Origin of the sequence: Pseudoxanthomonas sp. OG2, from assembly GCF_014192765.1 — a bacterium.
GTDB lineage: Bacteria > Pseudomonadota > Gammaproteobacteria > Xanthomonadales > Xanthomonadaceae > Pseudoxanthomonas_A > Pseudoxanthomonas_A beigongshangi.
The window spans coordinates 930264-956585 of the sequence record NZ_JACHYM010000002.1; the positions used below are offsets into that span (position 1 = coordinate 930264).

A 26322-nucleotide genomic window follows, 5' to 3' on the forward strand; every position below is an offset into this window, starting at 1 on the left:
AGCCCGACAAACTATCGGCTACGCCCCGGCAAGTCCAGCCGGAAAGGTCCGCGTGGCTATACTCGGCCGGTTCCGCATCGCCCGTCCGCCCATGGCCCAAGCCTCCGTTTCCGCCACGCCCCTGCCCGCCCGCGAGGACTTCCTCGGCCATCCCAAGGGCGTCTACATCTGCTTCTTCACCGAGATGTGGGAGCGCTTTTCCTTCTACGGGATGAAGGCGCTGCTGCTGCTCTACCTGACCAAGTACCACCTGTTCGGCGACAAGGCCGGCCTGGATCTCCTGGGTGCCTACGGGGGACTGGTGTACTGCATCCCGGTCATCGGCGGCGTGCTGGCCGATCGCTGGCTGGGCATGCGCAAGGCGGTGGTGTTCGGCGGCCTGCTGCTGGTTGCCGGCCATGTCGGCATGGCGTTCGAGGGCCATGCCGCCACCTACGTGGACGGCGGCGTCGTTCGAGACGAGGGATCGCTGCGCATCACCTACCTGTCGCTGGCGCTGATCATCATGGGCGTGGGCTTCCTCAAGCCCAACATCTCCACCATCGTCGGCCGGCTCTATGCCGAGAACGACTCGCGCCGCGACGCAGGCTTCAGCCTGTTCTATGCCGGCATCAACCTGGGCGCGCTGTTCGCCTCGCTGGTCTGCGGCTACCTGGGCGAAACCCTGGGCTGGCGCTACGGCTTCGGCGCCGCCGGCATCGGCATGCTGCTGGGCCTGTGCATGTTCCTGTGGGGCCAGAAATACCTGCACGGCCATGCCGAACCAGCCATACCCGAACAACTGCGCGAGCGCGTCGCCGGCATCCCGCGCGAGTGGTTGATCTACCTCGGCGCGCTGCTGGGCGTGCTACCCGTGGCATGGCTGATGTGGGCCGCCGCCAACGGCGCGTTCTCGCTGGGTGGCGAAATCTCGCTGGCGCTGCTGTTGATGCTGGCGGTGCTGGCTTGCGTGCTGGCGTGGTTCGGCTGGTTCCTGTCGACCCAGTGCACGCCGGTGCAGCGGCAACAGATGCTCGCGCTGATGGCGCTGATCTTCATGGCGCTGATCTTCTTCACCCTCTACGAGCAGACCTACGGTTCATGGGTGACCTTCACGGATCGCCTGTTGACCAAGGATGTCGTCCCCGCACTGGTGCAGGCGCCCCTGGCGGTGAACTGGAGCGGACATTGGGGTGCGGATGCGATCACGTTGTTGGCGCGCGCGCCCTGGTCGACCTGGTCGCTGCTGCTGGCGCCGCTGGGTTTCGTGATTGCCGCGCGGCTGTCCGATCGCGATCCCGGTTCCTCCGCGCCGCGTGCCGTGTTCATCGCGGTGGTGGTGTTGATGCTGGTTTTCCTGTTGCGCGATTGCGTGGTGCTGCCGCAGACCGCCGGCTCGCTGACCTATCTCGGCGCGTTGTTCCTGGTGCTGCTGGCGCCGCTGTTCGCCGCGCTGTGGGCCTGGCTGGGCCGGCGTGGCCGGGATCCGTCCAAACCGTTCAAGTCGTCACTGGGCCTGGTCATCGCCGGCCTGTCCTTCATCCCGCTGGCCTGGGCCGCGCATCTCGTCGGCGAAAGCGGACAGATGGCCAGCGTGTGGTGGCTGGTGCTGGCCTACCTGGTGCTGGAAATCGGCGAGATGTGCCTGTCGCCGGTGGGCCTGTCGGCGGTCACCCAGTTGTCGGTCCCGCGCGTGGTCAGCCTGATGATGGGTACCTGGTTCCTCGCCACCGCCTTCTCCGAAGCGCTGGCGGCGCTGTTCGGCAAGCTCGCCGCCATCGACATTCCCGAGGGTGGCAGCCTGGTCATGGCCGACGCCGCCGGGCGCTATGCCGACCTGTTCTGGCTGATGACCGCGATCGGCGTGGGCTGTGGCCTGATCGCCTTCCTGTTCTCGCCACTGCTCCGGCGGATGATGCACGGGGTTCACTGAAAAAAGAACGGCGCCGCGAGGCGCCGTCCTGGTATTGCAGGCGAGTCGAACGACCTTACTGGGTAGCGCCCTTGCCGCCGATGTGCTGGGCGAAGAAATCCAGCATCTTGCTGTACAGGTTGAGGTTGTTCTCTTCCTTGTAGAAGCCGTGTCCTTCGCCCGACTGGATGATCATGCCCTGCGGCGCATTGCCGGCTGCGGTCAACGCCTTGGCCATCGCCTCGGTATGTTCCGGCGGGCAGCGCGCGTCACGCGCACCGGCGGCCAGGTAGATCGGCAGCTTCAGCTTGTCGACGTGGTTGATCGGCGACATCGCGTCCTGCTCGGCCTTGGTGCTGCCGTAGGCACGGATCAGGTACTTCATGCCGTCCTCGCGCTTGCTGGTGTCGCTGAGCTTCATCTGGATCGCGGCGCTGTAATTGCCCACGTAGCCGAACGCGCACTTGTACAGCCCCGGCTCGCGCGCCGGTGCCATCATCGAGGCATAGCCGCCGAAGCTGCCGCCGTAGATGCAGATGCGATCCTTGTTGGCGTAGCCCTGCTGGATGGCCCAGTGGGTGCCGTCGAGGATGTCGTTCATGATGCCCTCGGCCCACTGCCCGTAGGCCATTTCCTCGAACGCCTTGCCGAAGCCGCCGGAACCGCGGTAGTTCACCTGCAGCACCGCGTAGCCGCGGTTGGCGAACATCTGGTTCTCGAACTGGAAGCCCCAGTTGTCACGCGGGCCCATCGGACCACCGTGGACGTTGACGATCATCGGCAGGTTCTTGCCGTCGGACCCATTGGGGATGGTCAGGTAGCCATGGATGGTCAGGCCATCGCGGGACTTGAAGCTGACCGGTTTGACCGAGGCCATCTTGCTGGCATCGAGCCACTGGCGATTCTTCATCAGGAACCGGGCCTTGCCGGTGTCGCGGTCATACAGGTAGAGCTCGCCCGGGTTGGCGTCGCTGCGCACCGAGACGACGATCTTCTTGCCATCCTGGGTGGCGCTGGCGAAGTCGACGAACTGGCCCGGGAACGCCGCCGCCAGGGAGGCGTACAGCTCCGCGTCCGGATGGTCCTCGTTGATCAGCTTGACCTGCGGCGCACCGGCCTCGGTGACCGTCGCGATCACGGTGTCGCCGTCGGCGGCCTGGATCAGCGTGGAGATTTCCGACACCGGATCCTGGTGCAGCACCGTGAAGCTGCCATCGTTGGTGTTGAGGGTGCCGAACGCCGAGGGCTTCTTGCCGTCGCCCTGGGTCGCGTAGACGGTGCCGTCCGCCGCGGTGCCGAGGATTTCGATGCGCTTGCCACTGGCCTTGGAACTGTTGATCAGCGTCCACTTGCCGCTGGCGTCGCGCCGATACAGTTCGTTGTGCGCGTCGGAGAAATTGCCTTCCTCGTCATAGCGGTCGTAGCAGACCGCGAAGCGCGGCTCCTTCTTCTCGTCCAACGCGATACCGCAGTCGTCGCGCGGCGCGCGCGCCAGCGACTTGCGACGTCCGCTCAGCGTGTCCATCAGCACGATTTCGGTTCCGGCGCCGGTGGAGGACCTTGCATACATCGCGGTCATCATGACGTTGTCCGGATCATCCTTCAGCGTGTCCAGCAGGTCGAAGCTCTCGTTGCCGACCTGCTTGCCACGCTGTGTGGCATCGCGGGTGCCGTAGAAAATCAGCGGCCGCGGCTGCGAACCGTCGGCATTGACGGCATACCATTCACCGGTGCCGAACGGCCGCGCATAGCTGCCGATCTTCTTGATCGAGTTGAACAGCAGGCGATCCGGCGAGGTCCAGTAGAAACTGCCGACGCTCTTTTCTTCCGGCAGCTGGTTGATCTTGACGATGCTCAGGTCCTTGGTCCGCAGCACGGTCAGGACATCCTGGTCGCCGCGGTCGACGGTCATCGCCAGGTATTCGCCATTGGGCGAAATCTTCACGCTGCTGTAGGTCGGATGCTTGACGAAATCCTGCACCGGGATCAGCTCGACGGCCTGCGCGGCGCACGACATCCCCACCGCGGCCGCGACGCCAGCCCACTTCCATTTCCCCATTTTCATTGTTCCCCCATGGTTGAAATCCGGCAGAAGCCGGATTACAGGGAGTCTAACGGCAAATCGGGGGAAATGTGATCCAGTACCGCTTCCAATCCGGTTTCCCAGGCGGGCATCGGCCGGCCCAGCAGCGCTTCCAGCTTTCCCGTATCCAGCCGCGAATAGGCCGGGCGCGAAGCCCGTGTGGGATAGGCGGAAGAAGGAATCGGCAGCACCCGCGGCAGGCGCGGAATCAGTCCGCGGCGATGCGCACCGGCCAGGATGGCCTCTGCGAATCCGTGCCAGCTGGTTTCGCCGGCGGCGGTCAGATGCAATATCCCTTGAGCATCCGGATGCGTAGCCACTATCTCGGCGGTCACGTCGGCAACCAGATGGGCCGGGGTCGGCGTTCCCCGTTGATCCGAGACCACTTGTAGTTCGGCGCGCTCACGCGCCTGGCACAACATCGTCTGCAGGAAATTGCTGCCGTAAGCGCTGTAGACCCACGACGTGCGGAGAATCACGCCTGGAGCGCCGGATTCGAGAATGGCCACTTCTCCCGCCCGCTTGGATGCGCCATACACGCCCAACGGCGAGGCCGGATCCTCTTCGCGATACGGCCGATCACCCGTGCCATCGAACACATAGTCCGTGGAGTAATGAATCAGGGGGATGCCATGCTCAAAACAATAACCGGCGAGCAGGGCCGGGGCTTCCGCGTTGGCGCGGTAGGCGGCATCGACATCTTCTTCGGCGCGATCCACCACCGTAAAGGCGGCCGCGTTCACGACGATTCCCGGCCGATGCCGCTCAAGCAGCGCGGGCAAGGATTCGGGGCGGTCGAAATCGGCGACTTCGCATGGCATGCCGTCGGGCAGCAGCCCCGTGCGGTTCGCCGGAATGATCATGCCTTGCGGAACCAGACTGCGTCTCAGTTCATGGCCGACCTGGCCGTTGGCGCCCAGCAGCAGGATCTTTTTCATGCGACGAACAAGGGCAACCGATCCGGGGCCAGATCATCCAGGAAGGGAGCACCGGCATCCTTGTCCGAGAGCACGGGCTCACGGATGGGCCAGTCGATCCCGATGCGCGCATCGTCCCAGCGAATGGCCGCATCGCTGGCCTTGTCATAGCCGGCGGTGCAGAGATAGCTGAACGTGGCTCGTTCGGAGAGGACGGCGAAACCGTGCGCGAAACCTTCAGGAATCCACAATTGCCTCTTGTTGTCCCCGCTCAGCACCGCCGCGGCCCAGCGCCCGAAATGCGGTGAACCATGGCGAATGTCCACCGCCACGTCATACACCTCCCCTTCGAGCACGCTGACCAGCTTGCCCTGCGGATTCGGCCATTGGTAATGCAGACCTCGCAAGACGCCACGGGTGGATGAGGATATGTTGCTCTGCACGAAACGGGTGGGCAGGCCCTGCTCGCCGAACCGCTCGGCGTTCCATGCTTCGTAGAAGAAGCCGCGGTCGTCACTCCAAACCGCTGGCTCGATCACCAGGCAACCGGGCAACGAGGTCTCGACGATCTTCAAGGGACGATTCCCCGGTCCAGCAGCGCCAGCAGGTATTCGCCGTAGCCGTTTCTGGCCAACGGTGCCGCGAGACGCCGCAATTGCTCGCCGTCGATCCAACCATTCCTGTAGGCGATTTCCTCCGGACAGCAGACGCGCAGTCCCTGCCGGGCTTCGATGGTTTCGATGAAAGCCGAGGCGTCCAGCAGCGACTGGTGGGTACCCGTATCCAGCCAGGCATATCCGCGGCCCAGCGGCTCCAGGTGCAGGCTGCCATCTTCCAGGTAACGGCGGTTGAGATCCGTGATCTCCAGTTCACCGCGCGAGGACGGCCGCAGTGAACCGGCATAGTCGCTGGCACGGCCGTCATAGAAGTACAGGCCGGTGATCGCGTAATTCGACCGGGGGTTGGCGGGCTTCTCCTCGATGTCGACGACGGTCCCATCCGCTCCAAACCGGGCCACGCCATAGCGTTCCGGATCCCGTACCCAGTAACCGAACACGGTCGCGCCTTCCGTCCTCGCGTCGGCGCGCTTGAGAATCTGGCTGAAACCGTGTCCGTGGAAAATGTTGTCGCCCAAGACAAGGCAACTGGGTCCGCCGGCGAGAAAATCCCTGCCGATGAGGAATGCCTGCGCCAATCCATCCGGACTGGGCTGCACGGCATACTCGATCCGCATTCCCCACTGTGAGCCATCCCCGAGCAGGTTGCGGAACAGGATCTGTTCGTGCGGCGTGTTGATGATCAGGACTTCGCGGATTCCCGCCAGCATCAGCACGCTGAGCGGGTAGTAGATCATTGGTTTGTCATAGACGGGCAACAACTGCTTGCTGATGGCCTGGGTGATGGGATACAGGCGCGTGCCGGTTCCACCGGCCAGGATGATGCCCTTGCGTGTGCTCATGCGGGTTTCCTGCTCAAGCTGCGGTGCCGATGCGTTCCAGACGATAACTCCCGTCCAGCACGCGATTCACCCAATCCTGGTTCGCCAGGTACCAGTCCACGGTTTCGGCGATGCCCTGTTCGAAGGTGTGCTGCGGTTCCCACCCCAATTCGTCGCGCAATTTGGATGCGTCGATGGCATAGCGGCGATCGTGCCCGGGGCGATCCGCCACGAATCTGATCTGGCTGCTGCGCGGCTTGCCATCGGCCCGTGGATGACGCTCGTCGAGCAGACGGCAGATGGTTTCCACCACGTCGAGATTCCGGCGCTCCGCGTTCCCGCCAACGTTGTAGGCCTCGCCCGCCCTTCCCCTCAACAGGACATCGCGGATGGCCGAGCAATGGTCGCCGACGAACAGCCAATCCCGGACATGCTGGCCATCACCGTAGACCGGCAGAGGTTCACCCGCCAGTGCACGCTGGATGACCAGGGGGATCAGTTTCTCGGGGAAATGGTAAGGGCCATAGTTGTTGGAGCAGTGGGTGGTGAGGGTTGGCAACCCATAGGTGTGATGGAATGCGCGCACCAGGTGATCCGATGCGGCCTTCGAGGCCGAATAGGGTGAATTCGGCGCATATGGCGTGGTTTCGGTGAATTTTCCCGTTTCACCCAGCGAACCATAGACCTCGTCGGTGGACACATGCAGGAAGCGGAAACGCTCCCGCTCCCCGTCGGGCAGCGAACGCCAATAATCACGCACGGCTTCCAGCAGGCCCAGGGTGCCGACCACGTTGGTCTGGATGAAGGCGCCGGGTCCGTCTATCGAACGATCCACGTGGCTCTCGGCGGCAAAGTTCAGAACGGCTTCGGGCCGATGTTCCGCCAACAGGGACGCAACGAGTCTCGAATCGCCGATGTCGCCCTTTACGAAGACATGGTTGGCATCGCCTGCCAGCGAGGAAAGCGTGTCCAGGTTGCCGGCGTAGGTCAGTGCATCGAGATTGACCACCCGGATGCCATCGGCAACGGCACGAAGCACGAAGTTGCCCCCGATGAAACCGGCCCCGCCGGTTACCAGCCATGTCGTCATCTCTCACCTCGTCCAGTTCTGTTGTTCCGCGGGACATCGGTCGGGCGGCATCTTCTTCGCATGCCTTTCCGACGGCCCTGCCGCAGCAAAAAAGCCTTGCCGGCACGCCATCCTGGCGCACACATGAAGATTGTAGTGAACGGGGCCGCCAAAAGGGCATCACGAGGAAACGTAGCCCGGGAAGCACCGAAAACAGAAAACCCGCCAGCTGGCGGGTTTTCCGAAGCATCGCCTGAACGCCGGGGCCGCCTCAGAACGGAATATCGTCGTCGGCGAAGTCGTCCATCGGCGCGGGCTGCTGGGCCGGGGCCTGCCGGCGCGGGGCCTGCTGGGAATATTCCTGCCGCTGCGGGCGCTGCGGGCGGTCCATGCCGCCACCGCCACCGCCACCGCCGCCTTCGCCGCGCCCACCCAGCATCTGCATTTCATCGGCGATGATGTCGGTGGAGTACTTCTCCACGCCGTCCTGGCCGGTGTACTTGTCATAGCGGAGCGAGCCTTCCACATACACCTGGCTGCCCTTGCGCAGGTACTCGCCGGCGATTTCGCCCAGCTTGCCGAAGAACACCACGCGGTGCCATTCGGTGCGTTCCTGCTGGTTGCCGTCGCGGTCCTTGCGGACGCTGGTGGTGGCCAGGCTGATCCGGGTGATGGCCATGCCTCCCTGGGTGTACTTGGTTTCGGGGTCGTTGCCGAGATTGCCGACCAGGATGACTTTGTTGATGCCGCGGGCCATAGCGCTGATTTCCGTTAGTGATCGCCCGCCGGACGCGGGCATGGACCAGTGAAGTATACCCATGCCGGCCTGACCATCAGGTGGCTCCGTGACGTCCTGTAGGAATTCCCCGTCCCGCCCGCCTTATAATTCAGGCACTTCCCTGCCCGATTTCCCATGTCCGTCGTCGAATCCCCGCGTTCCGCCCTGGCCCTGCCCCAGATCCAGTCCCTCGCCGCGGCGGACATGGCCGCCATCGACGCCCTGATCCGGCGCCGGCTGGCCTCGGACGTGGTGCTGATCAACCAGATCGCGGACCACATCGTCTCGGCCGGCGGCAAGCGCCTGCGCCCGATGCTGGTGGCGCTGGCCGGGCGGGCCACCGGCGCGATCGGGCCGGATCACCACCAGTTGGCCGCCATCATCGAGTTCATCCATACCTCCACCCTGCTCCACGACGACGTGGTGGACGAGTCGGACCTGCGCCGTGGCCGCAGTACCGCCAACGCGCTGTGGGGCAACGCGCCCAGCGTGCTGGTCGGCGACTTCCTGTATTCGCGCAGCTTCCAGCTGATGGTGGAACTGGACCGCATGGACGTGATGCGGATCCTGGCCGACACCACCAACCGCATCGCCGAAGGCGAAGTGCTGCAGTTGCTGCACGTGCACAACCCCGATACCGACGAAGCCGCCTACCTGCGCGTCATCGAGCGCAAGACGGCGGTGCTGTTCGCCGCCGGTACCCAGTTGGGCGCGCTGGCGTCGCGGGTCGACGCCGCGACCCAGCAGCGTCTCTACGACTACGGCATGAACCTCGGCTATGCCTTCCAGATCGCCGACGACGTGCTGGACTACACCGCCGACGCCACCGACCTGGGCAAGAACCTGGGCGACGATCTGGCCGAAGGCAAGGCGACCCTGCCGCTGATCCACGCCATCCGTCATTCGGATGCCGCGACCACCGCCCGCCTGCGCGTGATCGTGCAGGAAGGCGACGCCGCGGCGATGCCGGAAGTGCTGGCGGCCATCCACGCGACCGGCGGGCTGGAATACAGCCAGCGGCGCGCACGCGAATACGCCGACGCCGCCGAGCGCTGCATGGACGGCCTAGCCGAAAACGAAGCCGTCGCCGCATTGCGCGGACTGGCCCGCTACGCGGTCGAACGCAGCCACTGATGCCGTTCGCCACGCACGAGCGGGAACGGTTGCTGGCCGCGCACGGCGTGGGTCCCACCGTGATCGCGCGACTGGAACAGATCGGCTACCACACCTTCGCCGATCTGGCCCAGGCCACGCCCGCGGACATCAACGCGCAGATTGCGGCGATGCTGGGCACCACCTGCTGGCGCAACAGCCCGCAGGCGCGCACCGCGATCGCCAACGCGATCGCGGTGGCACAGGCTCAGTCGCCGAACACTTCCTCGAAGAAGTCATCCATCATCCGGTAGGCGCGCTTGGCCGCGCGTGCGTTGTAGACGCATCCCGGCGGCCGGTTGGCATTCTCCAGCGCGAAGCAGTGCACCGCGCCGCTGAAGTTGACGAACTGCCAGTCGGCGCCCGCCTCGTTCATTTCCTTCTCGAACGCCGCGATGTGCGGTGCGGTGCCACGATCCTCGGCGCCATTCAGGACCAGGATCGGCGACTTCACCGTACCCGCCTTCGCTGGCGATTGCGTGTCCAAGCCGCCGTGGAAGCTCACCACGCCGGAGACCGCGGCGCCACCGCGAGCCAGTTCCAGCACCGACGAGCCACCGAAGCAGAAACCAAACGCACCGATTTTCGCAGCATCCACGGGTGCCTTGCCGGCCTGCCCCTTCAGCGCCGCGAGCGCCGCGTCTATGCGCGTGCGCATCGTCGCCGGATCCGCGTACAGCGGCTTGACCTGGGCCAATGCCTGGTCCGGGTTCTGCGGCCGCACACCCTTGCCGTACATGTCGACCACCAGCACCACGTAGTCGTCGCCGGCGACCTGCTTGGCCTTGGCCACCGCATCGTCGGTCACGCCCAGCCAATCCGGCACCATCAGCAGGCCCGGACGCTGTTCCTTGCTGGCGTCGTCGTAGACCAGGAAACCGGAAAAGGTCTGCTTGCCGACTTTCCATTCCAGCGGTTTGGCCTGCGGCGCGGCAAGCAGCGGGAATACCCACAACGCGGCCAGCAGGGCCGCCAATACGGACAACGGACGCATGACAGTTCCTTGCGAGGAAAGACCGGCGGAGTGTACGCCGGTCCGGGCGCCGCGAGTGTGCAGTGGCGGACCTGTTGTACTCAGGCGATGCCGATGCCGGGAATCGCCGAAATCAGCGCCGGGTCGAACCCCGCCAGCTCGGCGAAATGACGCCCGCGCGCCACGTAGTCGCGATACGGACCGTAGCTGGGGGCGCCCGGCGACAGCAGGATGACGCCGGGCGCGGACAGATGCGCGCGCGCCTGCGCCATCGCATCCGGCAGGCTTTCCGCCGCCAGCAGGACGAAGCGGCCCGCCGCCGCGAGCGGCGCCAGCAACGCGTGGATGCGTGGCCCGTTGGCCCCCATGGTGACGATCACCCGTGGGGCGTCGTGCTCCATGCGGGCGGCGAATCCTTCCCACTCCAGGCCGCGATCATGGCCACCGACCAGCAGCGCGATCGGCTTGCCGGCGAAGCATTCCAGCGCCGCCAGGCTGGCGTGCGGCGTGGTGCTGATCGAGTCGTTGACATAGGTGTAGCCATCCCGTTCGCCCAGGGTCTGCAGGCGATTGGGCAACGGCCGGAAATCCCGCGCCGCCGCGGCGACCCCGCCGCCATCGATGCCCAACGCTTCCAGCGCGGTCAGCACCGCGCACAGGTTGCTGCGGTTGTGCCGGCCGGGCACCGGCACCGAAGTGGTATCCATCACCCGCTGCTCGCCGCGGTACAGATCGTCGCCGCGCAGGTGCCAGCCCCGCGGCGTGTTGAACCAGTGGATCTCGCTGTGCGGCAGCGACAACGTGGCCAGTTGCGGATCGGTCGCGTTGAGCACGGCCACGCGCGGATGCGCGCGGGTCACCAGGGCCAGCTTGTCCTCGACATAGCGCGCCTGGCTGCCATGCCAGTCCAGATGCTCCGGAAACAGGTTCAGCACCACCGCCACGTCCGGACGCGCGCCGCTGGCGGCGACATCGCCGGTCTGGTAGCTGGACAGTTCGATGGCCCAGTACTCCGGCGCCGGCCGCGGTTCCAGCACTTCCAGCAGCGGCAAGCCGATGTTGCCGGCCAGCGCGGTGCGATGTCCGGCCGCGCGCAACAGGTGGGCCAGCAATGACGTGGTGGTGCTCTTGCCCTTGGTGCCGGTCACGCAGAGGGTATGCGCGGCGACACCGTCGGCGCCGGCATGTTCGGCGAACCACAGCGCGGTGCCGCCGATGAAGCGGGTACCCCGCGCGGCGGCGGCGAGTGCCTCGGGCTTGTTGGGGCTGATGCCCGGCGACTTCACCACGATCTCGAAGGCGGACAGCGCGTCCGCATCGATCGTGGTGACGATGCGCAGTTGCCCGTCGCCGAGCGCGGCGGCGTCATCGGCCTCGCCCGTGCCGCAGAACAGCGTCAGTGGCAGCGCGGGCAGTCGCGCGCGAATCGCGTCATGCGCGGCGCGGCCTTCCCGGCCCCAGCCCCACAGCGCGACCCGGCGTCCCTCAAGCTGCGAAATTCGCACGCAGTCGCTCCCACAGCGCGACGGGGATGCGGTGTTCGCCCCCCACTTCCAGCAGCGGCGCGATCGCCAGTTCGGCCGGATCCAGCTGTGGCCGGATTTCGCGGTTGAAACGCGCCACCAGCGCGTCCTCGCGCCATTCCGGGCGTTCGCCCAGCGCGGCCATCGCCGCGCGCGATTCCTGGCCTTCGCCGACGCATTCGAACGGCTTGTGGTCCTGGTATTCCAGCAGCGCGTCGAAGCCGCCGATCTGGCCCGGGTCATCCAGCAGGTTGCGGCCGAAGATGCCGACCAGGCGCGGCTTGGACATGAACGGTGCCAGCGCCAGGAACACGAAGTGGCACTTCGGGCAGACGCCGCACCAGCGGTTCACCGGGCGCTCGCCGAGGATGTGGAAGTTGCGGTTGCAACTGGAGAAATGCGCGTCGTAATGATCGGTGCGGGCGAACTGCCGCGCCACCGCCAGTTCGGACAGCGGCCGCAACAGCGAGTAGTAGTGCAGGTCCGCGGCCACGTGCCGCTGCACGTAGTCGCCCAGCAACTGCTCGCAGCGCCAGCCCTTGGACCACTGGTGGTTCACTTCGCCGGTGCCGGGGATGACGCTGCCGTAGCTGGCCGAGCGCTCATTGGAGAACACCACCTGGTCGGCGTCCTGCAGCAGCGCCGCCAGCACCATGATCGCCGAATTGATCGCGGTGACCGGGATATGGCCGTTCCAGGCGCCCTGCCGGTTGTACTCGAACAGTTCCGGCGCCAGCGCGCGCCCCAGGTTGAAGGTCGGCAGACCGGTGCGCGCCGCGCAGGCGGCGATCAGCTGCGAACCACCCACCCAGGTGACGGTCTGCCCGACGCCCGCGCCGCGCAACGCCTCGATGCTGACCAGCGAATCCTTGCCGCCGCCGATCGCGACCAGCGCGTGCCGGCGCAGGCCCAGCGCCGGTGCGGGCGCATCCGGCTCGGTCTTGCCGATCGGAAAGCGCACCCGACCATGCAGGTCCAGGCCGTTGCGGTAGGCGAACTCGCCCAGTCCATTGACGTAGATCTCTTCCATCATCGCCGCGGTATCGGCGTCGATGGCGTAGTCGTCGATGCGGATTTCCGGCGGCACCGCGGCCTTGTAGTAACTCACGCCGGTCAGCAGGTGCAGCAGCCGCAGCGCCTGCTGCGCGGCCTGCGCCCGTTGCGTGTCCAACGTGAAGGGGGCGCCGGGGAAAGTGACGATCTCGATCAGTTCGGGACCGTCGTCGAAAGCGTAGACCAGGCGCGCGACGCCGGTTTCCGGATCGAGGGAACAGCGGACGAACCGGAAACAGCGGATGGAGGAACGATCGAAATTGCTCATGCGGAACCTGTGGTGACGGCCGCCTGCCGGCGCAGGTAACGGCGGCTGACGAAGTATTCGAGGATGAAAGCGGGCACCGCGCCCAGCACGATGGCGAACACGGTGAACAGCAGCATGGTCAGCGGCAGCCAGGACAGGCTGTCTTCCACCGGTGCCGGGCTGGCCGCCCAGAGCTGGTCGCCGGCGGAGACGGCGGCGACCCACGCACCCAGCAAAAGCGGGAACGCCAGATAGGACAACAGCAGCGTGCGCAGGGTCATGCCCCCAGCCGACCAGCGCCGCTGGCGCGCCAGTGCGCGGCGATGCCAGGCCGTGGTGCCCAACGCCCCCAGCAACGCGGCGAAGAACGCCGCCGGCGCCCATTTCAGCGCCTCCACTGCTCCTGCCGCCCATTGCGAGACATTCCACTGGTGAAGCATCGCCACGAAGGCGATGATCGCCAGCGCCAGCGCGATGACCGCCGTGGTCAGCACGAACTCAGCGCGCGGTTTCATCGCCCACAGCCTCGTCAAGTACTTCCTCCGCCGGCAGATCGCGGAGGTTATAGGTGTTGGCCATCGAGAAGCCGTAGGCGCCGGCATCGGCGAACACCAGCACGTCGCCCTCGGCGGTCGCCGCCGGCAGGCGCCGGCGCTTGCCGAACACGTCGCTGGATTCGCAGATCGGGCCGACCACGTCGAAGCTGTCCTCCAGCGTGTCGCCCAGCCGGCTCAGATTGGCCACGTCGTGCCAGGCGTCGTACAGCGCCGGGCGGATCAGCGCGTTCATGCCGGCGTCCGCGCCAACCCTGCGGATGCCCTGCTTCTCCACCACCTGGGTGACATGGGTCAGCAGCGCCCCCGATTCGGCCACCAGGTAGCGGCCCGGTTCGATGATCAGCTGATAGGCGGGATACGCGGCCTTGATTTCGGCCAGCCCGGTCGCCCAGGACTCCAGATCGAAGGGCTCGTCCTCGGCCGCGTAAGGAATCGGCAATCCGCCGCCGATGTCGATGCTTTCGATGGTGCCGATCTGATCGGCCAGCCCGCCCAGCTCGTCGCTGACCTGCTTCCAGTGCAACGGCGTCTCCACTCCGCTGCCCAGGTGCGCATGCAGGCCGACGATGCGGATGTCGAGCGCGCGCGCGGCGGCGAGGAACTCGTCCAGGCGCGCCAGCGGCAAGCCGAACTTGGAGGTCTTGCCGCCGGTCTTGACCTTGTCGTGGTGACCGTCGCCTCGCCCCAGATCGATGCGCACCCACAGCCTGTGGCCGCGGAACACCTCGGGCCAGTTCCGCAGCGCCTCGACGTTGTCGAGGGTGACGATAACCCCGCGCGACAACGCGAATTCGTACTCTCCCCGCGGCGCGAAGCTGGGGGTGAACAGTACGTTCTGCGGCGCCAGCGAAGGCACTTCCGCGAACACGCGCTCCAGTTCGCCCTGCGACACGCATTCCAGGCCGAAGCCCTCGCCGGCGATCGCGCGCAGTACGGCCGGATGCGAGTTGGCCTTGATCGCATAGAAGCGGCGATCGATGGCGGCGATGCCAGCCAGCGCGCGGGCGCGCGCCCGCACGGTCGGCAGGTGGTAGACGTAGCGCGGGGTGCCGACGCCGGCGAGCGACAGCAGGCGTTCGCGTTCCTTCGGCGCCTGCCACCACGGCATGCCGCGGCGGCGGATCGCGCCGTTGATCTCGCGCCAGCTCGGACCGAACACACTGGTCTCGTCGGTCGGCATCGCGCCGCTGTCGATCAGCGCCGCGTGCAGCACTGGCAACATGCCGTCGGCGGTGGCCTCGTCGATGACGAAGGTCAGGTTGAGGTCGTTGGACGACTGCGAAATCAGGTGCACGCGTTCGCGGCCGAACATCGCCCACACATCCGACAGCTTGTGCAGCAGCGAGCGCATGCCGCGGCCGACCAGGGTGATCGCGGTGCACGGCGCGATCACCTTGACCCGGCACACTTCGGCCAGATCCGCCGACAGCGCCGCCAGCACGTCGGTGCTGACCAGGTTCTCGCTGGGATCCAGCGACACGGTGACGTTGGTTTCCGACGAACCGATCAGGTCCACCGACAGGCCATGCTTCTTGAAGCGCGCGAACACGTCGGCCAGGAAGCCGACCTGCTGCCACATGCCGATGCCTTCCATCGACACCAGCACGATGCCGTTGCGCCGGCTCACCGCCTTCACGCCGGGCACCGTCGCGGCCTTGTCGTCGATGCTGGTACCCGGCAGATCCGGACGCTCGGTGTCCAGGATCGCCATCGGCACGCCGGCGTTGCGGCACGGCTTGATCGAACGCGGATGCAGGACCTTGGCGCCGGTGGTGGCGATTTCCTGCGCTTCGTAATAGTCCAGCCGGGTCAGCAGGCGCGCATCCGGCACTTCGCGCGGGTTGGCGCTGAACATGCCGGGCACGTCGGTCCAGATTTCCACCCGGCGCGCGCCCAGCAGCGCGCCGAAGTAGGCCGCCGAGGTATCCGAGCCGCCGCGGCCCAGGATCGCGGTGCCGCCATCGCCGTGACGGGCGATGAAGCCCTGGGTCAGCAGCATCGCGCAGTCCTGGGCGGCAAAGGCGCGCCGCCAGTCCTGATCCGGCGCGGTCGCGCAGGACACCGACAGGCGCTGCGCCCACGGGCTCTGGTTGGGCAGGATGCTGGCCTGCAACCAGTGGCGCGCGTCCATCCAGCCGAAGTCCAGTCCCTGCGATTTCAGGTAGGCCGCGCCCAGCGTGGAGGACAGCAATTCGCCCTGCGCCATCACCTCGGCCTGCCAGTCGAGGCTGCGGGCCGCGACGCGCGAATCGGCCAGCAAATCGCGCAACGCCGCCAGCCGGGTACCGAGCACCGCGTCGGCGTCCAGTTCCAGTTCGACGGCGAATTCGCGGTGGCGCTGCTCCAGTTTCTCGACACGCTCGGCGCTGTCGGCCGCGCCATCGGCAATCGCGGTCAGCTCGTTGGTGACGCCGGACAGCGCCGACACCACCACCAGCACGCGCGCGCCCTGCTCGTCCGCCCGTTTTTTCGCCAGCCGGCCAATCGTGTCCCAACGATGACGACGGGACACCGAAGTGCCACCGAACTTGAGGACGATCCAGGGATCAGGCGCGATAGGGGCGGAGGGCATGGATAGAATGGCGGGGAAATGCCCGAAACATTCGGGCGTGAACCCTCGATTCTAGCCGAACGCCCCGCCGAATTTGGCCCGGACCGGCACCGAAGGACAGCGACCCATGCGCCCTCGCCGCTACCTGCAGCTCGACGTCTTCGCCGACCGCCCCGGCGCCGGCAATCCGCTGGGGGTGGTGCTGGACGCGGCCGATCTGGACACCGCGGCCATGCAGGCGTTCGCGGCCTGGACCCGGCTGTCCGAAACCATCTTCTTCCTGCCGCCGACGTCGGCCGAGGCCGACTACCGCATCCGCATCTTCACCCCGCGCCGGGAACTGCCGTTCGCCGGCCATCCCAGCATCGGCGCGGCCTGGGCGGCGCTGGAGACCGGGCTGGCGCCGGAAAACGGCGCGCTGGTGCAGGAATGCGAGGCCGGCCTGCTGCCGGTGTCGGTGGAAGGCCGTGGCGCCGACCGGCTGGTGCGGTTGCGCGCGCCGGCGGCGCGTCCGCAGCCGGTATCCGCACCGGCGCGCGACCTGCTTGCCGCGGTGCTCGCGCCGCTCCCGCTCGGCCCGCTGCCCGCCGCGCTCTGGAACAACGGTCCGGCATGGTGGCTGGTGGAACTGGAGGATGCCGACGCGGTCCGCGCGCTGGTGCCCGACCTTTCCGCCATCGACGCACTGAGCAGGGCCAGCGGCGCGATCGGCCTGGCGGTGTTCGGCCAGGCTGCGACGAATCAGGCCGCAATGGATCAGAAGCACGCGCTCGCCGTGCGTGCGTTCTGTCCGGCCGACGACATACCGGAGGATCCGGTGACCGGCAGCGCGAACGCCGCCATCGGCGCGTTGCTGCACGCCGCGGGCCGCTTTCCGGGCCTGCACGGCCGCTACATCGCCAGCCAGGGCCGCGAACTGGGACGCGACGGGCGGGTCACGGTGGAGCTCGATGCCACCGGCGGCATCTGGATCGGCGGGCAGGTGCAGGCGGTCATCGCCGGCAGCGCGACTTGGTAAGCTGCGCGCCCCCACCGAGATTCCCCCGATGACCCTTCGCCGCTACGTCCAACTGGACGTTTTCGCCGACCGCCCCGGCGCCGGCAATCCGCTCGCCGTGGTCCTGGACGCCGAGGGCCTGGACGACGACGCCATGCAGGCGATCGCCCGCTGGACCCGCCTGCCGGAAACCACCTTCGTGTTTCCCGCCCCGTCGGCGGAAGCCAGCTACGGCCTGCGCATCTTCAGTCCGCGCCGCGAGGTGCCGTTCGCCGGCCACCCCAGCGTGGGTACCGCACACGTGGTGCTGGAAGCGGGCCTGGCGGAGCCGCGCGAGGGCGTGCTGGTGCAGGAAGGCATCGCTGGCCGCCTACCGCTGCGGGTGGATGGCGAGGGCCACGGGCGCAGCATCGCCGTGCGCACTCCGCGCGCCAGCGTGCTGAAAACCGGCGAACCGGCCAACGATCCGTTATTGCGGGCGGCGCTCGCCAGTTTGCCCGCCGGTGCCTTGCCCCCCGCGCTGGTCGACGGCGGCCGCCGCTGGTGGCTGGCCGAGGTTCGCGACGAACAGACGCTGCGCACGGCCGCGCCCGACTGGAACGCGATCGCCACGCTGGCCAAGGCCACCGACAGCATGGGCGTGTGCGCCTACGCGCGCGCCGACGCAGGTCAGGACTACGACCTGGTGGTGCGCGCCTTCGTCGGCGCGCCGGCGGTGTTCGAGGACGCCGCGTCCGGCGCCGCCAATGCGACCCTGGCCGCCTGGCTGGCCGAACGTGGCGCGCTGCCCGCCGGACGCACCCGCTATACCGTCAGCCAGGGCCGCGAGGTCGGCCACGATGCCCGCCTGCAGCTGCACGTGGACGAGCATGGCGACGTCTGGTCCGGCGGTCACGTCCGCACGGTGGTCAGCGGCACGCTGGACTGGTGATCGGAGCCCCCCCGCACCGCATCGTCCCGGCAAACGGGATGAGTCCAGCAAAGTAAAGACGGCAGCACGCGCCACTCGCGTGCTGCCGCCGGTTTCAGCGCGCTTCGTAGACCGGCTTGCCGTCCACCCAGGTGGAACGGATATGCAACTCGTCCAGCTGCGCGGCCGGCACCGCCAGCGGATCCTGGTCGAGGATCACGAAATCCGCGCGCAACCCCGGCGCTAATTGGCCCACTTCCTTCTCGTCGCGTCCCGCCCAGGCGGCATCGGCGGTGAACCCGCGCACCGCCTCGGCGGCGCTGAGCCGCTGATCCGGCTGCCATCCACCGGGCGGCTGGCCGTCGCGATCCTGGCGGGTCACCGCCGCATACAGGCCCAGCCGCGGATCCACCGATTCCACCGGGAAATCCGAACCCAGCGCGAGCCGCGCGCCGCTATGCAGGAACCGCTGCCAGGCGTAGGCGCCGAGGATGCGCTGCGGGCCGACGCGGTCCTCCGCCCAAGGCATGTCGGAGGTCGCGTGGGTCGGCTGCATCGAGGCGATCACGCCCAGCCTGGCGAACCGCGGGATGTCCTCCGGCGCGACGATCTGCGAGTGTTCGATGCGCCAGCGGTGATCCGAGCCGGCGCCATCACCCAGCACCTTCTGGTAGGTGTCCAGCACGATCCGGTTGCCGCGATCGCCGATTGCGTGGGTCGCCACCTGCACGTCGCATCCGCGCGCCTTGCGCACCGCGGTTTCGTAGCTCGCCGGATCGGTGACCAGCAGGCCGCGATTGCCGTGATCATCGCTGTATTCCTCCAGCATGGCCGCGCCCCGGCTGCCCAGCGCACCGTCGATGTACAGCTTCACTCCACGCATTTCCAGACGTCCGCCGGAGTGGCGGTAGAGTCCGTTGGCGCACAGATCCGCCAGCGCGTTTCCGTCACCGTCGGCATAGGCGTCCACCCTCAGCGGGAGGCGGCCCTGATCGGCGAAGCGCTTGAACAGGGCCAGATCCTCGCGCGACACGCCCATGTCGTGCACGCCGGTCAGGCCATGCCGCACCGCCGCATCGAACGCCTTGGCGGCCGCCTGCTCGCGGGTCGCGTCATCGGCGGGAGGAATCACCGCGTACACCAGTCCCATCGCGCCATCGACGAATACGCCGTTCGGCTTGCCGCCGGCGCGCTCGATGCGGCCGCCATCCGGTTGCCAATCCCCTTCCAGCGACCTGGCGGATTTCGCCGCCACCGCGCGCAATGCAGCCGAATTCGCCCAGCCGGCATGCCCGTCCACGCGTTCCAGCCAAACCGGGCGATCCGGGAACGCGGCATCCAGATCCGCGGCGGTCGGGAACCGCTTCTCGGGCCAGTCGTTCTGATCCCAGCCACCGCCCAGCAACCAGGCGTCCTTCGGCAATTGCGACGCGTAGGCGCGCAGGCGTTCCACGATTTCCTGCTTGCTGCGGGTACCGGTCAGGTCCGCGCGCATGAGCGCGAAGCCCAGCCCCATCAGGTGGCCATGCGCATCGATGAGTCCCGGAATCACCGTCTTGCCGGCGGCCTCGACGCGCTCGGCCTGTGGATACTTCGCGCGCAGTTCCGCCGCATCACCCAACGCCAGCAACCGCCCCGCCGAATCCCAGGCCATGGCCTGGACCTGCGGCCGCCGCGGATCGGAGGTATGGATGCGATCGGCGGTCAGCACGGTGACCTCCGCCGCCAGTCCCGCTCCGGACATCGCACCCAACACCATCGCCAGCAAGCATCTGCGCATTCCCCGCTCCCGTGTGTTTGAACCCGGGCGACTATGCGTTCGACGGCCGGTGCGTTCAAGCGCCGGAAAACGGAAAGGGCCCCGCGGGGCCCCTTCGCGTGATGCGCCGGCTTACTCCGGCCGCACGTCCACCCTGACCCGGATCCGATCACCGGGGTGGTAGCTGGTGCGGGTGTGATAAGTGCGATTGGCGTATTCGTAAGTCACGTCGTAACCGGTGACCCGGCCATCGCCGCTGTAGCCGTCGTAACCGTTGTAACCACCATTGGCCGGCTCGGGATCGCAGACCCGGACCGTGCCGCGCCGTGCCTGGCGGTTGCGCTGGGTGTTGTCGTAGATCGAACGCCCAGCCATCCCGCCGACCATCGAGCCCACCGCGGTACCCACGTAGCGGCCGCTGCCGTCGCCGATCTTGCTGCCGAGCACGGCACCGGCGATGCCGCCGATCACGGTGGCCACGGTGCGGCCGGTGTCGGTGCCGCGGTAGCGATCGTCGCCATAGCGGTCATCGCGATAACGATCATCGTCGCCGTAGTAACCATCGTTCCGGTAGCCGCCGTCGTCATGGACATACTGGTCGTCCGCATCGCGGTAATAGCAACGCTGCGAGGTGCTGACGGTGCGGCCGCCGTAGCGATCGCCTTCGATGATCGGATCCACCCGGACGACCCTGGCGTAGTCATACTCGGCGGTGGAATAGCGATCCCCGTAGCCGCCGGAATAGGACTGCGCCGAGGCGGTGCCGGAAGCCAGCAGGCCGAACGCCAGCAGGGATGTGGAAAGGCGGTTCATGTGGAGCTCCCCACGCCGGGATGGCGTGCGCGCATCGTCGATTCGGACGGGTGAAAACAGACTGAACTCAAACGGTCGCGGCGGCGGCGTTTAGCCATTCGACAGCTTGCCGCGCGGCCCGCGGCGCGTTCCGGCCCATCAGCGGCGCCAGATGGTCGCCGGCCAGTTCGACGAACGCGCCGCCGGCCTGCCCGGCCAATCGCCGTACCGCCTGCGCGGGAACGTCCCCGTCCCGCCGCGAGGCCATGAACAGCGCCGGGCAGTCCGGCATCGGAATCTCGATGCCGGACTGGGCCGCGCGCAGCACCGCGCCGGATTCGTCGCGCCAGCGTCGCAGCGCGTACAGGATCGAGGCGGGATCGGATTCGGGCATCGCCCGACGCGTGGAAGCCAGCCGCGCGTGCCGCCGCCAGGCCACCCGCGCGGGCCATTCGCGGGCCGGCAACGCCGTGTGCAACGGTGCCGGCGGCAACGGATTGATCGCGACAAGCGCGTCGGCCTCCGCCGCCGCCTGCAACGCGAGCAGGCCGCCCATGCTCGCCCCGACCAGCACGCGCGGGCGCGGCAATGCCGCCAGCCATGCCGCGGCCTGCCGTCGATAGTCTTCCCATTCCGTCGCCTCGAGTCCGGCATCCGCCGGCTGCAGATCCGGCGCGTTCACGGCGATGCCCTGCGCGCGCCAGATGCCGCTCCAGACGTTCCATTCCCAGCCACCACCGCCCGCGCCGTGCAGGAACAACGCGCTCCAGGCCGACGCGCACCGCTCAGGCAAGCAGGGTCGCTTCCATCGACACCGGCACTGCCAGCGCGCGCGAGATCAGGCAACCCGCCTTGGCCTGGTTGGCGATGTCATCGAACTGGGCGCCGCTGATGCCGGGTACGCGGGCCGACACGATCAGCTTGATGCCGGTGATGGTCGGTCCCGGATCCATGCCCGGCTCCATCGTCGCCTCGGCGCGGGTCTGGATGATCTCCGGGGTGAATCCGGCCTTCCCCAGCACCGCCGACAGCGCCATGCTGAAACAGCCCGCGTGCGCCGCCGCCAGAAGTTCTTCCGGATTGGTGCCCTTCTCGTCGCCGAAGCGGGTCTTGAACGAATAGTTCTGGGCGTCGAAAAGCCCGCTCTGCGGCGTGCTGATGTTGCCCTTGCCGGCCTGCAGGTCGCCCTTCCACACCGCGTCCGCGTAACGTTTCAAAGCCATGGCTGTCGCTCCTCGTCCAGGGGGAGCCCGGAGCTTACACCCGCGCGCGTGTAGCGCCGGTTGCGCGTTGCGACTTGACCCCGCCGCCGGTGCGTCCGATGCTGGCTCCCCGCCATGACCGCCCGCCGAGCGCACGCTCACGGGTCGCGCCGGCCCGGACAGCCATGACGGCCCTTCGACCCAACTCCCGGGAGGAACGGCCTCATGTCGTACAGCACACCCCAAATCCGCAACGTGGCCCTGGCAGGCCACCCTGGCGCCGGCAAAACAACGCTTTTCGAAGCCCTGCTGCATGCCGGCGGCACCCTCCAGACGGCAGGCACCATCGAGCGCGGCACCACCGTGTCCGATCACGATCCCATCGAAAAGGCCCGCGGCCACTCCATCGACACCGCCATCGCCAGCACCGACCATCTCGCGGCCTCCGGCGAACGCATCCATCTCAACCTGATCGACACGCCCGGCTATCCGGAATTCCGCGGCCCGGCGCTGTCGGCGTTGTCGGCGGTGGAAACCGCGCTGATCGTCGTCGATGCCGACACCGGCGTGGCCCACGGCACCCGCCGCCTGATGGAACGCGCCCGCCAGCGCAATCTGTGCCGGGCCATCGTGGTGAACAAGATCGACCACGAAGGCGCCGACTGCGCGCGCGTGCTGGCCGATTTGCGCGAATCCTTCGGCCCGGAAGTGCTGCCGCTCAATCTGCCGGCCGACGCCGGCCAAAAGGTGGTGGACTGCTTTGGCCATGCCCAGGGCGACTCCGATCTGGGTCCGGTGGCCGACTGGCACCAGAAGATCATCGACCAGGTGGTGGAGATCAACGAAACCGTGATGGAACACTTCCTGGATGCCGGCGAAGGCGGTCTGTCCGGCGCGGAACTGCACGACGCGTTCGAGCAGTGCCTGCGCGAGGGGCATCTGGTGCCGGTCTGCTTCGTGTCCGCGCGCACCGGGGTCGGCGTGCCCGAACTGCTGGATGTGGCCGAGCGCCTGTTCCCGCATCCGGGCGAGGGCAATCCGCCGCCGTTCCAGCGCACCAACGGCGCCGGCACCGAAGCGGTGCGGGCGCAGCCGGATCCGCAGGCGCATGTCATCGCCGACGTGTTCAAGATCGTCAACGATCCCTTCGTCGGCAAGCTGGGCATCTTCCGGGTCTACCAGGGCACGGTGAAGAAAGAGGGCTCGCTGTTCGTCGACGACGGCAAGAAGGCGTTCAAGGTCGCGCACCTGTTCAAGCTCAAGGGCAAGGACCACGCCGAAATCGACCAGGCCGTTCCCGGCGACATCGCCGCCGTTCCCAAGATCGAGGAACTGCATTTCGACGCCGTGCTCCACGACAGCCACGACGAGGACCACATCCACCTGGCGCCGGTGGATTTCCCCCGGCCGATGTTCGGCCTGGCCATCGAAGCGGCCAGCAAGGGCCAGGAGCAGAAACTGTCCACCGCCCTGCAGAAGCTGGCCGAGGAGGATCCGGCCTTCGTGGTCGAGCATTCGGCCGAGCTCAACGAGACGGTCATCCGCGGCCTGTCGGATCTGCATCTGCGGGTGATGCTGGAGCGGCTCAAGGATCGCCATGGCGTCGAGGTGAAGACCCGGCCGCCGCGCATCGCCTACCGCGAAACCATTTCCGCGAAGGCGGATGGCCACTACCGGCACAAGAAGCAGACCGGTGGCGCCGGCCAGTTCGGCGAGGTGTCTCTGCGGGTTGAACCGCTGGCGCGCGGCCAGGGCTTCGAGTTCGTGGACGAGGTCAAGGGCGGCACCATCCCCGGCCAGTTCATGCCCGCGGTGGAAAAGGGCGTGCGCCAGGTGCTCGCCAGCGGCGCCGTGGCCGGCTATCCCCTGCAGGACCTGCGCGTGGTGATCCTGGATGGCAAGCACCATCCGGTGGACAGCAAGGAGGTCGCGTTCGTCGCCGCCGGCAAGAAGGCCTTCCTGGATGCCATCGGCAAGGCGCGTCCGCAGGTGCTGGAGCCGGTGGTGGACCTGGAGGTCGCCGCGCCGGAAGCCCAGGTCGGCGACATCACCGGCGGGCTTTCCAGCAAGCGCGCGCGGATCAATGGCACCGATACGGTGCGCGGGGAAATCGTCGTCCGGGCGCAGGTGCCGCTCTCCGAACTGGACGGCTACGCAGCGGAACTGAAATCGGTGACCGCCGGCAGGGGTCGCTACAACCTGGATTTCAGCCACTACGAACCGGTGCCGGCCAACGTCCAGCAGAAGCTGGCCGAGGCCTACAAGCCCAAACCCGAGGACGACTGAGTGCCGCAGCGGGGCGGATCGCCAACGACGATCCGCCCGCCCGTCCACCCGCATCCGCACCGCAACCGCCACGTTCGTTGGCTGTTTCCAGGGCGGATTCCACGCTTCCCATCGCGCCATCCGCCGGAAACCGCAAAAAAAAGCGGTGAATTTGCACTTTGCTACTTGTGCGACGCGTTTTCTTTGTCCTACATTGCGCCTGCCGACGCGGTCGGCCCGATTACCCACCTACAGACTGTAAAAACAGGACACTTATGGCAAAGAGCACCAAGAAGGCAGCGCCGAAAAAGGCCGCCAAGAAAGCCGCACCGAAGGCCGCTGCCAAGCCGGCAGCCCCGAAGCCGATCAAGGAAGCGCTGAGCAAGTCCGGCCTGGTCGCCCACATCGCTGAAGCCACCGCCGTGGCTGCGAAGGACGTGCGCGCCGTGCTGGCTTCGCTGGAAAGCGCCGTGCACGCCTCCATCAGCAAGAAGGGCGCTGGCTCCTTCACCCTGCCGGGCCTGCTGAAGATCAGCGCCATCAACGTGCCGGCCAAGCCGAAGCGCAAGGGCATCAACCCGTTCACCAAGGAAGAGCAGTGGTTCGCCGCCAAGCCCGCCTCGGTGAAGGTGAAGGTCCGTCCGCTCAAGAAGCTGAAGGACGCCGCGGCCTGATCCAGGCGCGACACCCGCATCGAAAACGGGACGGCCCAGCCGTCCCGTTTTTTTTTGCCCGGTGGCGTCCCATTGTCGCCACCCCCATGCGATGGGCTGACGCCGGCTCCGCCCTGCCATCGGTCATGCTTGCGCCGCGCGCCGATCATCCCCATTGCAGGGGAGTCATTCCCTTTCCGCACAACCGAGGATCGACCCGCATGAAGATTCAAGGCTTCCTGGAGCAGCTGCTCAAATCCCAGACCGGCGGCAGCCTGCTCAATGCCGACTTCGGCAAGGGCGCGGTGGCCGGCGGCGCGCTGGGCCTGCTGCTCGGCAAGAACCGCAAGACCCGCAAGCTGGCCACCTATGGCGGCCTGGCCGCGATCGGCGTGATGGCCTACCAGGCCTACCGCGACCACCAGCAGCAGACCGCGGCCACCGCCACCGAACCACGCACCGTCGATCGCCTGCCGCCGCCGGAGGCCGAGCAGCACAGCCAGGCCATCCTGCGGGCGCTGATTGCCGCCGCCAAGGCCGACGGCCACGTCGATGATCGCGAGCGCGCAGTGATCGAAGGCGAGTTCCGCCGTATCGGCGACGATGCCGAACTGCAACGCTGGCTGCAGGCGGAACTGCAGAAGCCGCTGGATCCGGCCGAGGTCGCGCAGGCCGGCGAGACCCCGGAAGTGGCGTCGGAGATGTACCTGGCCAGCCTGATGGTGGTCGACGAACAGAACTTCATGGAACGCGCCTACCTGGACGAGCTGGCGCGGCAACTGAAGCTGGATGCCGACCTGAAGACCCGCCTGGAGCGCCAACTGGCGGAACAGGCCGCACGCGCCTGACATGCACGTGCCGCCCTCGCCCCGCCGCCATCGCGCGCGTCGCGTCCTGGTCGTGCTGGCGGTGGCGGCACTGCTGGCCTGGCTGGCGGCGTGGTCGTGGCGGCAACCCTTCCTGTTGCCGCTGCGCACCCTGTGGGAACTGTCGCGCCTGCCCGCGTCCACCTCGTTGCCGGTGCCGGTGCATGGCGTGTCCGCGCGCGACATCGCGGCCACGTTTGGCGCTCCGCGCGGCAACGATCGCCAGCATGCCGGCGTGGACATCTTCGCGCGCCGCGGAACGCCGGTGCTCAGCAGCACCCGCGGCGTGATCACTACCATCCGCGACGGCGGCCTGGGCGGTCGCCAGGTCTGGGTGCTGGGGCCGGGAATGGAACGCTACTACTACGCCCACCTGGACGACTGGGCCCCCGGCCTGGCCAGCGGCGACGTGGTGGCGGCCGGGACGCCGCTGGGCACGGTGGGCACCACCGGCAACGCGAAGGGCACGCCACCACATCTGCATTTCGGCATCTATGCCCGCGACGGCGCACGGGATCCGCTGCCCAGGCTGCGCGCCGGCGCGGTATCGGGACGACGCTGAATCCGCGGCCCGGCGGAACACTCCATCGCGGCGGCGGGCCTCGTGCCGACACCGGGGCGCGCCTATCTTGCCCCTGTCTCCCCG

Annotated in this window: 24 protein-coding genes; 9 read left to right on the top strand and 15 right to left on the bottom strand. The window is 67.5% G+C overall.

Going from position 1 to position 26322, the window contains the following annotated elements; all coding sequences use genetic code 11:
- Nucleotides 1-91 precede the first annotated feature (91 nt).
- Nucleotides 92-1912, top strand: a complete 1821-nt coding sequence (locus FHW78_RS17365) for a peptide MFS transporter (RefSeq protein WP_183644793.1) — start codon at nt 92-94, stop codon at nt 1910-1912.
- 55 nt (nt 1913-1967) lie between these two features.
- Here the strand turns inward: FHW78_RS17365 and FHW78_RS17370 are convergent, their stop codons facing one another.
- The 6 genes from FHW78_RS17370 to FHW78_RS17395 all read right to left on the bottom strand — a co-directional run bounded on the left by FHW78_RS17370 (nt 1968) and on the right by FHW78_RS17395 (nt 8155).
- The gene (locus tag FHW78_RS17370) at nt 1968-3950 is read right to left on the bottom strand and encodes a S9 family peptidase (RefSeq protein WP_255443333.1); all 1983 of its coding nucleotides are present in this window, start codon (nt 3948-3950) and stop codon (nt 1968-1970) included.
- A gap of 41 nt (nt 3951-3991) precedes the next feature.
- The gene (gene rfbD, locus FHW78_RS17375; protein WP_183643568.1) at nt 3992-4912 is read right to left on the bottom strand and encodes a dTDP-4-dehydrorhamnose reductase; all 921 of its coding nucleotides are present in this window, start codon (nt 4910-4912) and stop codon (nt 3992-3994) included.
- The gene (gene rfbC, locus FHW78_RS17380; protein WP_183643571.1) at nt 4909-5466 is read right to left on the bottom strand and encodes a dTDP-4-dehydrorhamnose 3,5-epimerase; all 558 of its coding nucleotides are present in this window, start codon (nt 5464-5466) and stop codon (nt 4909-4911) included. Before rfbC ends, rfbD begins: the two co-directional genes overlap by 4 nt.
- The gene (rfbA, locus tag FHW78_RS17385) at nt 5463-6350 is read right to left on the bottom strand and encodes a glucose-1-phosphate thymidylyltransferase RfbA (RefSeq protein ID WP_183643575.1); all 888 of its coding nucleotides are present in this window, start codon (nt 6348-6350) and stop codon (nt 5463-5465) included. Before rfbA ends, rfbC begins: the two co-directional genes overlap by 4 nt.
- 13 nt (nt 6351-6363) lie before the next feature.
- A complete protein-coding gene (gene rfbB, locus FHW78_RS17390) occupies nt 6364-7419 on the bottom strand; it encodes a dTDP-glucose 4,6-dehydratase (RefSeq protein WP_183643578.1) in 1056 nt (351 codons plus the stop codon).
- A 250-nt stretch (nt 7420-7669) separates the two neighbouring features.
- The gene (locus tag FHW78_RS17395) at nt 7670-8155 is read right to left on the bottom strand and encodes a single-stranded DNA-binding protein (protein ID WP_183643581.1); all 486 of its coding nucleotides are present in this window, start codon (nt 8153-8155) and stop codon (nt 7670-7672) included.
- 156 nt (nt 8156-8311) lie between these two features.
- Here FHW78_RS17395 and FHW78_RS17400 point away from each other — a divergent pair, with 156 nt between their 5' ends.
- Both FHW78_RS17400 and FHW78_RS17405 read left to right on the top strand, forming a co-directional pair.
- Nucleotides 8312-9310 (top strand): polyprenyl synthetase family protein, encoded by a 999-nt coding sequence (locus FHW78_RS17400; RefSeq protein WP_183643585.1) that lies wholly within the window; start codon nt 8312-8314, stop codon nt 9308-9310.
- Nucleotides 9310-9582 carry a helix-hairpin-helix domain-containing protein gene (locus FHW78_RS17405; RefSeq protein ID WP_183643588.1) on the top strand — a complete coding sequence of 91 codons (273 nt, stop codon included), beginning with the start codon at nt 9310-9312 and terminating at the stop codon, nt 9580-9582. The genes FHW78_RS17400 and FHW78_RS17405 overlap by 1 nt, the downstream gene beginning before the upstream one ends.
- On the opposite strand, the gene FHW78_RS17410 is transcribed toward FHW78_RS17405, so the two are convergent.
- The 5 genes from FHW78_RS17410 to FHW78_RS17430 form a co-directional block, all read right to left on the bottom strand.
- Nucleotides 9537-10322, bottom strand: a complete 786-nt coding sequence (locus tag FHW78_RS17410; RefSeq protein WP_183643591.1) for a dienelactone hydrolase family protein — start codon at nt 10320-10322, stop codon at nt 9537-9539. The genes FHW78_RS17405 and FHW78_RS17410 overlap by 46 nt on opposite strands.
- 80 nt (nt 10323-10402) lie before the next feature.
- Nucleotides 10403-11806 (bottom strand): UDP-N-acetylmuramoyl-L-alanine--D-glutamate ligase, encoded by a 1404-nt coding sequence (murD, locus tag FHW78_RS17415; RefSeq protein ID WP_183643594.1) that lies wholly within the window; start codon nt 11804-11806, stop codon nt 10403-10405.
- Nucleotides 11787-13145, bottom strand: a complete 1359-nt coding sequence (gene murL / locus FHW78_RS20075; protein WP_183643597.1) for a UDP-N-acetyl-alpha-D-muramoyl-L-alanyl-L-glutamate epimerase — start codon at nt 13143-13145, stop codon at nt 11787-11789. The genes murD and murL overlap by 20 nt, the downstream gene beginning before the upstream one ends.
- Nucleotides 13142-13639 (bottom strand): hypothetical protein, encoded by a 498-nt coding sequence (locus FHW78_RS17425; protein WP_183643602.1) that lies wholly within the window; start codon nt 13637-13639, stop codon nt 13142-13144. Before FHW78_RS17425 ends, murL begins: the two co-directional genes overlap by 4 nt.
- The gene (locus tag FHW78_RS17430; RefSeq protein WP_183643605.1) at nt 13623-16253 is read right to left on the bottom strand and encodes a bifunctional aspartate kinase/diaminopimelate decarboxylase; all 2631 of its coding nucleotides are present in this window, start codon (nt 16251-16253) and stop codon (nt 13623-13625) included. The genes FHW78_RS17425 and FHW78_RS17430 overlap by 17 nt, the downstream gene beginning before the upstream one ends.
- A gap of 106 nt (nt 16254-16359) precedes the next feature.
- Here FHW78_RS17430 and FHW78_RS17435 point away from each other — a divergent pair, with 106 nt between their 5' ends.
- The gene (locus tag FHW78_RS17435) at nt 16360-17250 is read left to right on the top strand and encodes a PhzF family phenazine biosynthesis protein (RefSeq protein ID WP_183643607.1); all 891 of its coding nucleotides are present in this window, start codon (nt 16360-16362) and stop codon (nt 17248-17250) included.
- Between the two features lie 28 nt (nt 17251-17278).
- Nucleotides 17279-18160 (top strand): PhzF family phenazine biosynthesis protein, encoded by an 882-nt coding sequence (locus FHW78_RS17440; protein ID WP_183643610.1) that lies wholly within the window; start codon nt 17279-17281, stop codon nt 18158-18160.
- A 94-nt stretch (nt 18161-18254) separates the two neighbouring features.
- On the opposite strand, the gene FHW78_RS17445 is transcribed toward FHW78_RS17440, so the two are convergent.
- The 4 genes from FHW78_RS17445 to FHW78_RS17460 form a co-directional block, all read right to left on the bottom strand.
- Complete coding sequence (locus FHW78_RS17445; protein ID WP_183643614.1) at nt 18255-19919, bottom strand: amidohydrolase; 1665 nt, start codon at nt 19917-19919, stop codon at nt 18255-18257.
- 111 nt (nt 19920-20030) lie between these two features.
- Nucleotides 20031-20711 carry a glycine zipper 2TM domain-containing protein gene (locus FHW78_RS17450; RefSeq protein ID WP_183643617.1) on the bottom strand — a complete coding sequence of 227 codons (681 nt, stop codon included), beginning with the start codon at nt 20709-20711 and terminating at the stop codon, nt 20031-20033.
- Between the two features lie 67 nt (nt 20712-20778).
- A complete protein-coding gene (locus tag FHW78_RS17455; protein ID WP_183643620.1) occupies nt 20779-21483 on the bottom strand; it encodes an alpha/beta fold hydrolase in 705 nt (234 codons plus the stop codon).
- Nucleotides 21476-21913 carry an OsmC family protein gene (locus FHW78_RS17460; protein ID WP_181444101.1) on the bottom strand — a complete coding sequence of 146 codons (438 nt, stop codon included), beginning with the start codon at nt 21911-21913 and terminating at the stop codon, nt 21476-21478. The genes FHW78_RS17455 and FHW78_RS17460 overlap by 8 nt, the downstream gene beginning before the upstream one ends.
- 204 nt (nt 21914-22117) lie before the next feature.
- Here FHW78_RS17460 and fusA point away from each other — a divergent pair, with 204 nt between their 5' ends.
- The 4 genes from fusA to FHW78_RS17480 all read left to right on the top strand — a co-directional run bounded on the left by fusA (nt 22118) and on the right by FHW78_RS17480 (nt 26238).
- Complete coding sequence (fusA, locus tag FHW78_RS17465) at nt 22118-24178, top strand: elongation factor G (protein WP_183643623.1); 2061 nt, start codon at nt 22118-22120, stop codon at nt 24176-24178.
- A gap of 254 nt (nt 24179-24432) precedes the next feature.
- Complete coding sequence (locus FHW78_RS17470) at nt 24433-24831, top strand: HU family DNA-binding protein (RefSeq protein WP_141453719.1); 399 nt, start codon at nt 24433-24435, stop codon at nt 24829-24831.
- A 200-nt stretch (nt 24832-25031) separates the two neighbouring features.
- On the top strand, nt 25032-25658 hold the full coding sequence (locus tag FHW78_RS17475) for a tellurite resistance TerB family protein (RefSeq protein ID WP_183643626.1): 627 nt from the start codon (nt 25032-25034) through the stop codon (nt 25656-25658).
- Nucleotide 25659: 1 nt separating this feature from the next.
- Nucleotides 25660-26238: a M23 family metallopeptidase gene (locus FHW78_RS17480; protein ID WP_183643629.1), complete on the top strand. Its 579-nt coding sequence runs from the start codon at nt 25660-25662 to the stop codon at nt 26236-26238.
- The last annotated feature ends 84 nt before the right edge of the window (nt 26239-26322 follow it).